The sequence below is a fragment of the Agarivorans sp. OAG1 genome (assembly GCF_037076485.1).
Taxonomy (GTDB): Bacteria; Pseudomonadota; Gammaproteobacteria; order Enterobacterales; family Celerinatantimonadaceae; genus Agarivorans; species Agarivorans albus.
In genome coordinates this window covers 1898922-1913717 of record NZ_AP028990.1, presented here as the reverse complement: position 1 = coordinate 1913717, position 14796 = coordinate 1898922, and the positions used below count along the sequence as shown (strand labels likewise).

12 protein-coding genes are annotated in these 14796 nt (G+C 44.6%); 6 read left to right on the top strand and 6 right to left on the bottom strand.

The window, feature by feature from the left end; genetic code table 11:
• The first annotated feature begins 32 nt into the window (after window positions 1–32).
• The 4 genes from OAG1_RS08955 to map all read left to right on the top strand — a co-directional run bounded on the left by OAG1_RS08955 (window position 33) and on the right by map (window position 2451).
• On the top strand, window positions 33–488 hold the full coding sequence (locus OAG1_RS08955) for a nuclear transport factor 2 family protein (RefSeq protein WP_338625872.1): 456 nt from the start codon (window positions 33–35) through the stop codon (window positions 486–488).
• Window positions 485–1327 (top strand): ergot alkaloid biosynthesis protein, encoded by an 843-nt coding sequence (locus tag OAG1_RS08950; protein ID WP_338625870.1) that lies wholly within the window; start codon window positions 485–487, stop codon window positions 1325–1327. Before OAG1_RS08955 ends, OAG1_RS08950 begins: the two co-directional genes overlap by 4 nt.
• Window positions 1328–1451: 124 nt before the next feature.
• Complete coding sequence (locus OAG1_RS08945; RefSeq protein WP_137672588.1) at window positions 1452–1670, top strand: ParD-like family protein; 219 nt, start codon at window positions 1452–1454, stop codon at window positions 1668–1670.
• Window positions 1663–2451: a type I methionyl aminopeptidase gene (gene map / locus OAG1_RS08940; protein WP_338625861.1), complete on the top strand. Its 789-nt coding sequence runs from the start codon at window positions 1663–1665 to the stop codon at window positions 2449–2451. The genes OAG1_RS08945 and map overlap by 8 nt, the downstream gene beginning before the upstream one ends.
• A 313-nt stretch (window positions 2452–2764) precedes the next feature.
• On the opposite strand, the gene OAG1_RS08935 is transcribed toward map, so the two are convergent.
• The 5 genes from OAG1_RS08935 to OAG1_RS08915 are packed head-to-tail and all read right to left on the bottom strand — an operon-like array spanning window position 2765 to window position 8165.
• Window positions 2765–3835 carry a hypothetical protein gene (locus OAG1_RS08935; RefSeq protein WP_338625859.1) on the bottom strand — a complete coding sequence of 357 codons (1071 nt, stop codon included), beginning with the start codon at window positions 3833–3835 and terminating at the stop codon, window positions 2765–2767.
• Window positions 3823–4992 (bottom strand): MFS transporter, encoded by a 1170-nt coding sequence (locus tag OAG1_RS08930; RefSeq protein ID WP_338625857.1) that lies wholly within the window; start codon window positions 4990–4992, stop codon window positions 3823–3825. The genes OAG1_RS08935 and OAG1_RS08930 overlap by 13 nt, the downstream gene beginning before the upstream one ends.
• Window positions 4979–5944, bottom strand: coding sequence for a hypothetical protein (locus tag OAG1_RS08925; protein ID WP_338625855.1), 966 nt, complete (start codon window positions 5942–5944; stop codon window positions 4979–4981). The genes OAG1_RS08930 and OAG1_RS08925 overlap by 14 nt, the downstream gene beginning before the upstream one ends.
• Complete coding sequence (locus OAG1_RS08920; RefSeq protein ID WP_338625853.1) at window positions 5941–6903, bottom strand: methyltransferase; 963 nt, start codon at window positions 6901–6903, stop codon at window positions 5941–5943. The genes OAG1_RS08925 and OAG1_RS08920 overlap by 4 nt, the downstream gene beginning before the upstream one ends.
• Window positions 6897–8165, bottom strand: a complete 1269-nt coding sequence (locus tag OAG1_RS08915; protein WP_338625851.1) for an aminotransferase class I/II-fold pyridoxal phosphate-dependent enzyme — start codon at window positions 8163–8165, stop codon at window positions 6897–6899. The genes OAG1_RS08920 and OAG1_RS08915 overlap by 7 nt, the downstream gene beginning before the upstream one ends.
• Before the next feature lie 374 nt (window positions 8166–8539).
• On the opposite strand from OAG1_RS08915, the gene OAG1_RS08910 reads away from it, so the two are divergent.
• Both OAG1_RS08910 and OAG1_RS08905 read left to right on the top strand, forming a co-directional pair.
• Window positions 8540–9634 carry a hypothetical protein gene (locus OAG1_RS08910; protein WP_338625848.1) on the top strand — a complete coding sequence of 365 codons (1095 nt, stop codon included), beginning with the start codon at window positions 8540–8542 and terminating at the stop codon, window positions 9632–9634.
• Between the two features lie 20 nt (window positions 9635–9654).
• Window positions 9655–10110 carry a hypothetical protein gene (locus tag OAG1_RS08905; protein ID WP_338625846.1) on the top strand — a complete coding sequence of 152 codons (456 nt, stop codon included), beginning with the start codon at window positions 9655–9657 and terminating at the stop codon, window positions 10108–10110.
• Window positions 10111–10362: 252 nt separating this feature from the next.
• Here the strand turns inward: OAG1_RS08905 and OAG1_RS08900 are convergent, their stop codons facing one another.
• A complete protein-coding gene (locus OAG1_RS08900; protein ID WP_338625844.1) occupies window positions 10363–14493 on the bottom strand; it encodes a helix-turn-helix domain-containing protein in 4131 nt (1376 codons plus the stop codon).
• Between the last annotated feature and the right edge of the window lie 303 nt (window positions 14494–14796).

The window sequence follows — 14796 nt, the reverse complement described above, 5'->3', positions numbered from 1 at the left end:
TCCGTTGCAAAGCAAGGCCAGAGGAGTAAATCATGAATGATATTCAGACAGCTTTTACAGATTTTTCGGGAATGCTTAAAAATGCCCTTGGGGAAAAGCTTAACCCATCTGCAGAAAGCTTTATCGATATGGTCGCCCAAGACGGTGTTATGGAATTCCCCTATGCACCAGAGGGCGCTGTAACAAAAATCGAAGGTTCGGAAGCCCTCGCAAAATACCTATCGAGCGTAAGTGAAGTGATTAGCATTGGGGAAATCAGCAAACCTATAGTGCATCACACTCTGGATCCGAATGTGGTCATCATTGAGTTCGAATGTGCTGGGCTTGGGCTAAAAACTGGACGAACCTACAACCAACGATACATTTCAGTGATTACCTTAAAAAATGGAAAAATACAGAAGTATGTGGATTACTGGAACCCAATCATTGCATTGAATGCGATTGGCGATCTTAGTTCACTGGCTCAACGTGCAGGAGACAAAAAATGAACACTGTATTAATTACGGGTGGAACCGGGAAAACTGGCAAACGCATAGCTGAAAAACTTACCCGGCAGGGAGTAAGTGTTCGTGTTGCTTCTCGATCAGCCTTACCAATAAACGATTATGAGAGTATACGGTTTATCTGGGGTGACGAGACGACCTATGACGCAGCACTCAAAGGTGTAAAAGCCATCTATTTGCTCGCACCAGCTAATGTCGCCGAACCGCTAGATGTGATGAAGCCTTTTATCGATTACGCGGTGAAAAAAGGAGTGAAGAGATTTGTATTACTTAGCGCCTCCTCCTTACCAAAAGGCGGGCCAATGATGGGGGCGGTGCATGCCTACTTGGAAGAAACGGTTCCAGAATGGGCCGTGCTAAGGCCGACTTGGTTTATGCAAAATTTTTCTGAGCAGCAGCATCTGGAAACAATTTTATCAGAAGGGGCTATTTATTCTGCCACTGACAAAGGCCGAGTCCCTTTTATCGATGCCGACGACATTGCTTCAGTAGCAGCAGTTGCTTTAACTCAAAAAGAGCCTCTTAATCGAGATGTTATTATGACGGGTCCATCTGCCATTACTTATGATGATGTTGCTAGTATGATAAGCAGAGTGATCAACAAACCAGTTGAACATATTAAGTTGACAGAGGGGCAACTTCGACAGCGTTTTATAATTTCAGGAATGGAGCTAGTCTATGCCAACGTGCTGTCTGCCATGGATACGTCTATCTCCCTCGGTTCAGAAGAAAACTGCTCTAATGAAGTAAAAAAACTGACCGGTAAAGATCCAATTTCTTTTCTAGATTTTGCTGAGCAAGCTAGCATGAACTGGACACGCTGATAAACGCTCTAAGCTTTTGCAGTCATCGTCCGATGTCTGCAAAAGCAGCTCGCTTAATATCGGTTTGAACAAGTTACTCCCTAGTATACAATGTATATACGAATCATATATAAAACATATATCAATGGGTATAGTAAAAATTTCTGATGAGCTCCATGAAGAGCTTCGCAAAGCAAGTTCCGTCATGCATCGTTCTATCAACTCTCAGGCAGAGTTCTGGATTAAAGTAGGCATGCTAGCAGAGCTACATCCTGAGCTTTCATTTAACCAATTGATATCAGAACTAATGGCATCGGTTTCGGTTCCAAACAGAATACCCCCTCAAGAGCGAGATTATGAGTAGTCACATCACGATTAAAAATAATGACGAAATCGCACTAATGCGGCAATCAGGAAGACTGCTTGCTATGGTTTTCAAAATGCTGGATTCCTATGTTAAACCCGGCGTTTCAACGATGGATATCAATGATACTGTAGAGAGATTCATTACTGATGAACTTGAAGCTCGCCCGGCAAGCAAAGGACAATACGGGTATCAGTATGTATTGAATTCTTCGGTCAATGAAGTGGTATGCCATGGAGTGCCAAAAGCAAGCCAGTTTCTAAAAGCCAGAGACATCATCAATCTAGACATTACTTTGGAAAAAAACGGTTTTATTGCTGACTCTAGCAAGATGTATCTTATGCCTGAAGCACCACCTTTAGCTAAGAAACTTGCAATAGTTACCTACGAAGCAATGTGGAAAGGGATAAGACAGGTGAGACCGGGGGCTACGCTGGGAGACGTTGGTCATGCTATCCAGAGTTACGCAGAGTCGCATGGTTACAACATTGTAAGAGAGTACTGTGGCCACGGTATAGGTCGGGAAATGCATGAAGCACCTCAGGTCCTACATTATGGCATTCCAAACAACGGCGTGACACTAGAAGAAGGAATGGTGTTTACCATTGAACCAATGGTAAACCAAGGCTCAGCAAAGACCAAAACCAAGAGAGATGGATGGACGGTAATCACACGTGATAAAAAGTTGTCTGCTCAGTCAGAACACACCATTCTGGTAACAAAGTCTGGATATGAAGTCCTGACTCTTCGCGATGAAGAGTCAGCTGATTTGCGCATTTAACCTGAGTTAAAAAAGTCATGAAGACCTTAGACGAAATCTATCAGCAAAAACTCGCTAAAACACAATGGGGCAGAAGTGTGATAACTGCCCCAACCCACTTTTGGACAAAAGCGTGTTAGTGATTTTGCTAATTTAGTTTTTAAAGAATAATCAGGAGTATGGCAAAACCCTCTGTTCGTATGACCAGTTTTCTCATCCACTACACAGACTTTATTGTTCGCTGACAAATAATATGAAGTTTGAAACCTCAATACCAATCCATCTGTACCTTTACTTTTTACGGGTGCTCTTTTAAACACCGAGTTCAGGTTAATTACTTTATTACAAGGCATACTGCGTTTTCTTCAGCAGGTTGGTACCTTGTCCTTATAAAGGGCTTGACTTTATGAGTGGACTCCGATTTCAGAAACGTTCGTTTCTCTGCAATGAGAACATGAAAATATAAGGCATCGTTGATCAATTCTCTTATCAACGGAGACAATTTAAGTCGCTCACTAATTGTTTCTGCTGATACCTGACTTCTTTGACACACCATTAGAACGAGCCCTAGGCCTTGTTCTTCATAATCAACCTCAACAAGTTGCACATCAGTATCTGATATAGAGTGGTCAGAGCCTTCTGACAGTACCCGGGTGAACTCATAGATTGAAATCGAAGTGCCAAGAATGTTTCTCGATGTTGGGATCCGCCCCTGAAGGTGCAGGATATCGCCCATATGGCCACACGGGCACTGGGCATTGCGTTCGAGAACACCCACGTCTCCCATTGAATGAATCAACAGGGGGCTCTGTCCGGGATATCTCACAGTTACACTGAGCTCACCGCTGACCGGAGAACAAACGAGGTCTATATGATCATAAATATGGTAGTGTGTACCACTCAAGTGTGAGCACTGAAAACCCACTGGACCAGTTTCTTGCGCCGTGTACGCTAGGGGTTTGATACACACGTCTGGAAGTAGTTTTTGTATCTTTTCGACAAGTGAATCGGGAAACATTTCCCCGAGATAAAAAATATTCCTGATAGAGGCCAGTTGCTCTTTACGCTTCTCGCTAAATAAGCGTTCAGCAAAGCTTGGCAGGCACATTATTGTGTCAATATTTCCTGTACATATGGCTTCACAAAGTGTGTCATGTTCAACAACTGAGGCAAAAGGATAATATTTCACCCCAAGGTGACGGCAAATTTCATGGGCAAAAAGAAAACCGCCCCATAGATTGCCTGCCGTCAGACAGTTCGCGACCGTGCGGGCCTGTAAGTCCATGAATAGAGGACGTAATACCTGAGCTGCAGAGGATGTTACAAACTGATAATTATCCCAAGGATGCTCAACAATTCTGGCATTTCCGGTTGTTCCACCGGTAGCGAAAACTATGGCTGACATGGTGACTCCTTTCTGTCATCTTTTGTCAGGCAGATGAACGAAATCATCACGGAGCTCAGCACAACAATAAAGGTAAACAGCGGAACATGGTCAGCTAAGTGCGTGATCGCAAATCCGGTAATCCATGAGCCAAATGCTTCACCAGCGTTAGACACAATCAGAATGTAGCTGAACAACACGCTGGTAGATACACCAGACTCAATATGTGTCGCCTGATAGTAAAGTTCTGGAATGATCACGGACTCATAAATGCTGTACGCAATCAACGCCGTAAGCGCGATATACACAGAGCCCAGCAAATAAGCTGATGACAATAACCCACATACAAGGATGATTTGTGTACGACGCCGATCACTGAAGGAGATCAGTTTTGCCACGCCCCCCTGCCACAGACAGATTGTCACACCAACGACAGAAAAGAATACCCCGGAATATGTACCGAGGTGAGGATTGATTTTGTCTAACAGAGTTGTAGTGGTGATGAATATTCCCATAATGAGAAAACAGAAGAATGAAGACAGCAGGATACGCTGTATGTGGCTACTTGCCATGATGCTCTGAACCCCTGCCTTCATACTCGCCAGTGGTGAGCTAGTTGAATGCTTATGACTGGCCGGAAGGTTGTAAATGAGTCGCAACGCCACCAAGGCCATAACGATACTGGATACTGTCAGAACCAGCATTACAGCTTCGATAAATCCAAAATTCATCGCTGCAACTGCCAGCATCGGTGCCACGAAAACGGCCGAGTTCTGGCACAGCGAGAACGTATTGAGTGCTTTTTTCAACTGCGGTCCGCTCAAAACTTCGGCCAGTACCTCCCGTAAAAATGGCTTGGAAACCGACTTGGATACCGCAATAATCAAGAAGAACAGCAGCCAGCCGACTAATGACATTGTCAGATAAATCGTCAAGAAGGCCGCGCCTCTCAGTAGTAGGGATATACTGATCAGTTTTCTCCTAGAAAAGCGTTCAAGATAACCGGTGATAGTCAGCATAAGCAGACTTTCCAGCAGTACAGCTCCGGCAAGACAGGTTGCCACATTGGAGGCACTGAGATTTGGGGATTTTCCTAATAGTGGTAGAGCAAAGAAGAATGAAAATTCCGCAAGAAATACCGTCAGATAAATGAAACAGGTCGTTTTATTTGCTTTCATGATTATCGTGGATTATCCCTACCAGTTGATCGAATACAAATGCCCTGATCCCCTCCGGCAGCTTCGTTAGGCCCGTTTCGACAGTGGTCATCTCATTAAAATAAAAACCGTCGTTATTCATCAGCCAGTCTACTGATAATACCGCACAGTCTGCCTGAACCATGATTTCCCAAGACAACCGCAGCATTTCTGTGAAAAATGGCGCATGGCCATAGTCTGCTAGAAACATATTTTCTGTCAAAATAACCTGCTCCCCGCCTAGGGCAACATTACCGATATAGCCTTCTCCCCGGGGTTTGCGGAACTTAATGAATGCCAGTTTCTGAGCAATAAAGAAAAACCGTACATCGCAAGCATCAGGCAGAAAAGGCATCATGAAATATTCGAGAGATGAGGCTGAAATCAGGTTTCCGATGCTGAGCGCATGCTGCTCACTCCCTGACTTGATTACGCCAAAACCCATGCCGGTGCCGGCGGGTTTAAAAATATACTCTCCAGGGTGACTGGTAATAAATTGCTCAATGCTTGGAATAACCTGCCGATGATACCCTAACATACTAAAGGGGAGCACGGGCGCTCCGATTTTCTCTGCCAAAGACATCTGCCCTATTTTGTCCCACTCCAACGTTTCAATCCCGGCAATACCATCGTTCAGTAGGCATGTGCTTCGGACACGAAGGAAATGGCGCAGGGTTGAGGAGATGGAGCGAGCCTGAGCGTTTAGGTTGGCCGGGGAGATGATAAATGTAGCAGAAGAGTAATCCAACGGCTGGTTCTTGTGCAGTAGTATCGGCCCCCTATCCAAATGAGTAGCAACGACACAATCTTCCAGAGCGATAAAACTGAAGGTGATATCCCGTTTCTTTAGTTCACGGGCGTACTCCGCATACGCATTCTCAATTTCCGTAACATTGCTGTATTCTTCTTTTGCGACAATCCAGTATAGATTCATACTATATCTTTTCTCCACACCATGACGGACTGTGACAGCGAGGTGTGGAGTACTCTGTCGATGACGAAGCCCGCTACTTGGGCCAACACCTGATATTCTGCATAAAACCGCTCTTTTCCCAGAAAGAGCGCATCCATGAGCAAGTCTAGCGTCTTGCCTTTATTACTTTCAGGTTGCTTGATAATTTCGATGACAAACAGCGTTGATTCCGGCGTCATGGCCCGATGACAGTTTCGCAGGATAGTTAAGGCGCTGGCATCATCCCAGTCGTGTAGAATATTTTTCAGGATATAGATGTCTTTGCCTCCGACGACTCTAGTAAAGAAATCCCCGTCCACAAAGTCGATACCAGTTTCGTTCCTGCTGTTCCCTGGGTACACGTCTAGAACAGTGGCGGATTTCAGGTTGTAGTGCTGATGCAGCTTTTTCATCAGAACACCTTGACCTCCTCCAACATCTACAACTTCCGTCTGAGCATCACATGCTATGTGGCTAACAAGCTCGGTGGCAAGTTCCTCGGTAATTTTAGCCATCAACCTATCAAAGGTGCCTTTCAGTTCTGGCCTAGTGAGGATATATGAAAAGAAGGACTTGCCATGTCGGGTTTCAAATGCGGACACTGGGGCTGTAGAACGCAGGGACGAGGGGTAATCCGACCACATGTTCCAATATTCCTCACCCAGTTCGCACAGAATCCACAGAGTTTCAAGACTATTTTCGTCTGCTAAGGCGCCGACCTCCTCTGTCAGGACATAGTGCGCCCTCTCAACACGCACTACACTGCACTCTACCATTACATCCAACAGGCGTGACAGGCGGTCGGCCTCTACCTGGCTGGCAGCAGACAGCTCATCCAAACTTATGGGACCCATGCGCCCCAGCCAAACAGGTATGCCGAGCTTCACAAACGCATGCAGAGCAGCCGAATAGCGGTAGGCGGTAATCAACTCTGTCAGCATGTCAATCCCTCTGTCAATGCATTTACGGACGAAGCAAATTGTTCAAGATCGTCAATGGAATGCGCGGCAGAAAGGGCAACACGGATAATACTTTCTGATTTAGGTACTGTCGGGTACATGGCTGCGGTTGCCAAAAAACCTTGCTGGCGGAGCTGTCTAGAGGTTTTGATAACTTCAGTCTCACAGCCGATTTGAAGCGTACGGATGGGACTTGTTTTATCTTTGACTTCGACATTACGCACTGCATTGTCAAAGAAGTGAATATTATCCTGAAGCTTCTTTTGCAGTGCAATTATTTCACCAGAAAGATGAATGTCCGCTGAAGCTAAACATGCAGCAATGCCGGGTAAGGAGGGAGGACCACTAAAAATATAATTCAATGCATATTTTTTGATGAATGAGGCTGACTGTGGATGACTAAAAGAGGCAGAACCACCATGAGAACCGAAAGCTTTTGAGAGTGAGGAGAGCAGGATAAGATTGTCACTAAATTCCCCTATCTGGTGCAATGTATATCCGCAGCCATTTTTTCCAATGATTGAGGTACCATGCGCATCGTCTACATAGTAATACCCCTGATACTCAGCAGCTAAATTCGTTAGAAAACTGACATCATGGCTACCTCCCATTGAGCCTAGGGAGTCCGATATAAGGACGGGTGTTTTGCCATTCTGACGGCACAGCTCTAAGGCAGTATACAATTTATCCTGATCAGAGAAGTTTATCCTGTCGCAGTGGCCAAACTGTTCCAGTATCCCCCTTAAGATTTGCACCGAAGCGTGTGTCGTTTTGTCCATGATCCACTGCACACCTTTTGGGCTCATACCGTAACCCGGTAACTCTCCTGAGCCAAGAATCGGAAGGACTGCCAGATGTGCGGCTCCTACGGAATTAAATGTCACCGTATAGGAGTCGAGAAAAATAGTATTCAGTTTATCTTCGAGGTAGTCAAAAGTATCGCATTTTGCCCGGGTTCTTGCAGCGGAATATTGCACACCAAACTTGTCAACCGACATTTTAACAGCTTGGCGTAAAGCGGGGTGCTGCTCAAGCCCGAGATAAGAGCAGGACATAAAGTCAATATATTCCTGACCTGCGCTGCAGACTATTCCTCTGCCATGAGTCCGGGACACAATAGTTAAATCATTAATTCCTTGTTCCCATATTTGTTCCTGATAGGGACTGCTTGTTTTGATGCGATCAGATAACCAGTTTTTTGAAGCTATTTCGGTTTTCTCAAGCAAGGCAAGTGTTTCTGCCATAAAAAACTCCTTTTAACAGCATATCAATTTTGAGCTTCAGATAATAAAGCGATAACACTATAAAGCAACAGCACTATAGATAAAAGACACTATAAACAAATAAATCAACAACAATGGAAAAGATATAATCGCCCTCCGTCGCTTACATGGAAATGGTCATAGCGGTGCGGATAAACATTGGTTTGCGGCACTTTCTAACTCATTTCGGGGCAAAGGCGAGTTGCACACTAGCTGAGAAGTCTCTGGACATTTCCGTGTCAGACACGAACAATCAACTCATCTCCGGACACAATGATTTTGGAGCGAAGGGTTGCTTTGTGCCACTGGACATTCCGGACACTAATTTAGTGGAATGACTTACTGCATAGCAGGCGTTGGTTGAACTGATAGTTTTTAAAGCTTGTGGATGGCGATTATCACCTTTCTACGAAGAGCTTGCTTCACTGCGCACTGTCACAGAGTTGGCGACCTTCAGGGGCGGGATTGAAACAAGCTTGGGATATGCGTATATTACCACTTGCAACAAGGAGTTGCTGTATACCAAAGGACAATCGATGATCGCCCTCATAATGACTGGCTCCGTTGGCGAGCGTGGACAAAATGCGCCCAAAGACGTTTACCTTATTAAAGCCCTATTGAATGCTTGGGCGCGTAGCACTGCGAAACCCGACTTACCCTTCAACGACCAGGTCGATCCTGCCATGTTAGCGTTACTCGAAACCTTCCAACGCACTGTTGTAAAGATGGGTAAGCCAGACCGATTGGTGTCCGCGAACCGGGGCACCTTTAAGACCTTGGTGAACACCTTAAAGAACGGCTTTACTCGTACGTCATTGACTCCCCCAATGCAAGGCAGGGTTACATGGGACGCGGAGGGTACGGAGGGTGGACGTTTTCACAGCCGGATTCTACATGTACCGTCGATCAGCTCAGGGCTAACCTTGGGACGTGGCTACGACATGAAGCACAAAACCGCAGCTGGGATCCTCGCGGATTTGACCAAAGCCGGTATAGATGCGGTGTTGGCGACCAGACTCAGCAATGCAGCAGGTTTGTCTGGCAAAGCAGCTGAGCAGTTTGCCATTGAGCAGGATCTGCTTGATGTGGAGATATCAGCGCGAGTGCAGCTGGCACTCTTTAAAGATGTCTACCAGTTTCACCTAGCGGATGTAAAACGAATCTCTAGCAAGACCAGCACAGTTGCAGCGTATGGAAGTGTTGACTGGTCGAAGCTGCCAAAAGAGATGATCGATGTTGTGGTAGATCTGCGTTACCGCGGCGATTACACGCCCAGATCCCGTCTCTTAATTCAGACACACCTTGCGACGGCGAACTTTGCAGACTTCAAACGTGAAATCCAGAACCAGGCAAACTGGTCGCAAGTACCTTATACCAGATTTCAGCTGCGATCCAAGCACCTTAACACCCTGACTGCGAGTCAGCCCATGCTAACAGGAGTTACCCCATGATGAGGCGGAAGTCGTCCTTGATGTCTTTGCTTGCGTTTGTTGCCAGCGGAGGCTTAACCGCCGGCTGCGTGGCAGATGAAAATAAAACGTCGACAGTTCAGGCCTATGCCATGGAAGTTGTGCACACTTTTACGCACCATTATTCCGACACGCACGTTGCGTTTTTCTTGTACAACCCAGAGACTGATCTGCCCTGCCCCCGCGTAGCGTTACACAACCAGCAAGCGGGCAGCGCGATCACCAGCAAGACCCTATGCGTCTTCCCTGATCGTCAGGGCCGCCTGTTCGATGCAAGAACAGATGTGAGTTTCATTGATTACGATATGGTAGTTTTAAACGACCAAGGTGTCTCGTTTACAGCTGATGTCAGCTTGCGCGAGTCAGACGCTTTTTTACTCGATTGCACTCTGCCCATTGAACCGTTCAAGCTAGGTTTGCTTGAGTGCCATTTGCGGGAGATATCGCTAGCCAACTAGACGCTAGTACAGCTCCAATTGAATCGCTACTATTTTAGTAGGCGTGTAGTGACCTCAGTTTGAGCGTCAGCTTTCAAGTGAATTGACTGTGATGAGCCCTATGTAAATGGCAGAAAATCGCTCAAAGCAGCCCCATAAACTATTGGTTTTCTAACTCACCTTTGGACAAAAGCAAGTTAGAGCAATAGTTCTAACTTGCTTCATTCAGATTAGAAAAAGTAAACTTAGTTACAAAAGTGCATATGATTTATCTTACCTACCTAGTCTCAACCTTGCACTAGCATCAGCATCATACCGTTTCGCATCACGCTCATAAGACTCTGCGATAGCAAACAAAAGCTTCGCAGCAACATAAGGGTACGATAACAACATTTTCTGTCCAAATTCCCTATATTTTTCTGCGAGGTTTCTTTCTTGATTGCCGCCATCACCAGGCATACGGGTTGTTACTCCTCGAGAATTATAAACGCCTGTGCACATTCCTCTCATAATGTCTTCAGACTGAATATCCTCAAGGATTTCTCTTACTTCTGCACACGGCCAAATATCATCTTTTCCGATAGCAGATGCTGATAGCAGCTTTCCGATACATAAATCCCCAACTTCTGAACGGCTAAGTTCTTCACATGAATCACGGACAATTGTCACCCACTTTCTAAGCCTTTCGGTTTCCAATTCACCTAAGTCATTATGACCAGGAATAATTTTGACAGCTTCAAGTAAGTGGTAACCACGTTTAGCCATATTTTCAATTTGGTTTTTAGACACTTGTACCTCACTCGGATCAGGTCTTCCATCATTTCGTTTGTACGTCCAAATGATCGCTTGTACATACAATTCTGGGTGAAGCTCAATATACCGTTCCAAATTAGGAATCGAGTTGTCCTGTTCACCTCCAAATCTAGAAGACAGCAACTCTATATACGCATATTCTAGGCCTGCTTTCTCTTCTAAAGATAACTCATGACTAGCATTGATGTGTTTGAATGCTTCCGTTATATGGTAGCTATCAGGCATATACTGACCTGATTTCTCATTGACCCCTGTTGCGATATTTGAGAGCAGGCGATATAAGGTTTTCACCCCTAGCTTTTCTGGGTGATGCTGGATGCAAGAAAAGGCAGCGCGCGGCCTGTTAGCTCCCATCAATCTTTCTGTACCTTCGTTGTTTTCTTCATCACATTCGTGGATCCGCGAAGGCTCTACTTTTTCCCAATATATTTGCTGGGCATCTAGACTTAAAGCGTCGACCATTATCCAAGTGGATTTCCTAAAAGGGGTGAGTAAAAGTAGCTCTACAAATTCTACATCTGATGAGTCAGCCGCAACCTCTTTCAGAATAGGCTTACTTTTTGTCTCCTTTGAAATGGCAAATATAGCTCCAGAGATTAGGCTACGAAGAGGGCGGATTTCTCCACACTCAACCAAAACTTGCTGAAAAGTAAGCTTCAGTAAGCCTATAAGCTCCTTTCTATTCATTAAATACTTAGCGCATAACCATCCAATATCCCATGCAGTGTTTCCCGTTTTTGAAAGGGCTAAGAGACCATCATTCCCCATTTCCTCTACGATTTCACTCAGTGCACTAATCCGTAAGCATTTTATCTTTTCATCACGAGCGTTGAAGTCAAAACTATCTATGTCATCAACTTCATCGGCGGATGGTTCTACCCAACGTTCTTTAAAAAGCCAACTATGTTTAAACAACAAGTCTGATGGTTCTAAAGAATCATAGGCTGATTTTGCTAATTTCTGTTGACCAGCAGAAATAGAAGAATGCTTTAAGGCACGCCTAGAAAACACAGTGACTCTGATTTTTTCACGTAGCTGTGCTTTTTCCGCATCTGTAGCCTTCGCTCCAGCCCATTTCTCAATATTCGACCAAATCACTTGTTGGTCATGTTCATTGAGAGATTCAAACCTGTCGAGCAAGTCAGTAAGCATATTTACAGAGTAATATTCTCGACCTAAAGCCAAAATGACCATTTCATCAATAAATACCTTTACTTGAATTCTATCTTGAAGTGGTTCGCCATACCCATATCCATCTGTACGCCATTTGGGTTTATGACTGTAATCACCTATTCGACCTCGTGTGTCAAATTGCTCTATGCACAGCTTCCAACCAATATCAGGATATTTAATAAGAATACGTTTAACCAACGCAATTCTAGTCTCAAGGTTTGCCGATGTTTGCGGCATACAAGATCTGAACACTGCCAATAATGATTTAATTGGCTTGTTAGCCCAGTTATCATCTATCTCTACCTGTGCTAATCGAGCTAGGATCATCACTGCGCGTGATACGGTAATTGGACTCCAACAAAGTCCTTCTAGTGCCCATAATAATCCCGTACGGCTAGGGTGGCTGAAAGGCCCCATACTGGCGGGTTTGAGTAAGCCAAAAACTCCTGGATTCTCACTTTTTAAGTCAGCTTCGAGTATCGATAAGAATACTTCTGGTGTGGCTTCAGCGTAGGTAGGAAGATCACGATCATTAGCTTCAAGTGTTCGAGTTGTTAGAGGAGATGATAATAAACTGCTTACTAACTTACTAACTTCAACTTCAACTTCAGCATTTAGAGAGAAACGGCCTTTAAACAGAGCATCTCCATGCAAAGATAATAAAACTAGCGTTTCAGAAAGCCCTTCACGGAACACCTCTGAAAATTCCCTCGTCTTTCCATACATTGAAGCAGCCCAGCGTTGATTCTCCTCGAGATCTAATGCTGGATTGTCTTCTGCTAAAACCATTCGAGTAACATCAAAAAAGCGAGTTAAGTCATCTTCTGTTAGAGCATCACCAACAGCAAATAACAAGTCAGTTTTAGATACAACACCCTGATATCCATCGGTCATCCAAACGGGAGAGTCATTAAGCTGCGCTAATCTTTGAAACTCCCTTTCTAACTGAGAATAACTCCGCTCGCCTGCCAGTAATTCTATCCCACATCGATCTGCTTCATTTTTACAATGCCATGCGCCGACTAGTAGGAAAGGTATCAAGCTAACTTTTATTTCATGCTCACTTACCCACTCAGGAGTGCGCACAGAGGGTACTTGAGCTAATCTACGGCGTAAAACGGTCAAAGACCTACCTGACTCATGTGCAAGACGCTGTATATCATCGCGACTCTTACCCATGTCCTCCATAGACTTTTTGAAAGTCTCATAACTTGCAGGCTCCAGAACAACATGTGGTTCTATACCAAAAGCGTTGCGCGGGTAAATGACAATTGAATTTAACTTTTTAGTATATGGTGCCAACTCATTTTCTACTTCACGGCTATGTACTACGGGAATAAATGCTTGAGTACTTTCAGCAAGCTTTGCTAACGTGCCTGGTTCATCAAAGACTAATACTCTATCTCGAAAATAAGCTAATTCTGTCCCACCTTCTTGGCTTAGTAGTTGAGACACGAATGCTAGAGCTTCCTCTTTTGAGTCGGCAGCTACAATGGTAGGGCCTTCACTACATTTGGATAATCTTGATAAAACCTTCCGCTTAGCTGCTTGAATTGCTGAGGTGAATAGTTTTCCTGTTAATGGTGGCTCTGAAACATCAGCCCAATCACTCCAGCATTTATCTAAGGAGCGAACCCCTTTATTTACACCGTGAGTTTCATTTGCGAACCAAGCTTGTCCCGCAAGGGATTGCTCTAGCCACTGTTCTAAGTCGCTAGCATCATATGCGCGTACATCTTTCCAAAGTTGCTCGTTTTTTTTTGCATCAGTCCACTTGGCCTTGCTTGACCATCGACGCGGTGTTACAAATACGAAAGTCATATCGGCTCTATCACTAGAGCTGATAGCTTTTACACTTTTATCAAAGTCCCCATCCGCCTTACCTTTTACATTACTATTAACCCCAAACTCCCAACCTGATTTCCCTTTCGGAATCCATGGAGTACCTTCACTTGAGATAATGAAGCCATCCCAGCCAGGGCGCTCTCCATCATCATTCCCTGGGAAATCAACTTGAGTTAGGTTTAATCCTGTAGAATTGACAAGCGTCCTTAAGAAAACAGGAAACCTCGTGCGAGCAGAAATATTGTGTGATGCCCAATGTTCAATATCGTTAGCTTTCAGAGCTAAGAACGTTGGTACATATGCTTTAATATTTGAAGGTGCTTCTTTATCTGCGTCTTGAGTCTCACTGTAATTTGTCTGCATGGCGAGTAAATCTTTACTTGAGTAACTAAATGCCTTTTCCAATCGTTTTGCCATCTCAACGGATAACGATGCTTTCCCATTTAGTAGATTTGAAAGAGCTGGTCGCCCAACCCCTAAAAGTTCAGCCGCTTTGGTTACCGACATCCCTTGTGGGATTACACTGTGTCTAATGTGAGTTCCTAAATGAGGAACAGTTTCGTTACTTTTCATAATAACCTCTACAAGGGATTGTACATATTACGCACCAACTGTAGTGTGCAACGCTACACTGTACAAGCATGGTAAGGTGTTCGTATGATTATTCAGCGCATTAGTCGATTGCAAAATACGATCAATTCAGAGTCTTAAATTTAGAAATTTGCCTCACTAGAGTTACCAAATAGACAGACGTTTAGTGATCAGATAATTCGCATTAGTAGGTAAATTAGGGCAAACGTCGATACTTAGGAACGTCGTGAGTGAAGGGTCTGAATTGAAACGGGGCAAAGGTTTATTTTCTAAGATCGATGCTGT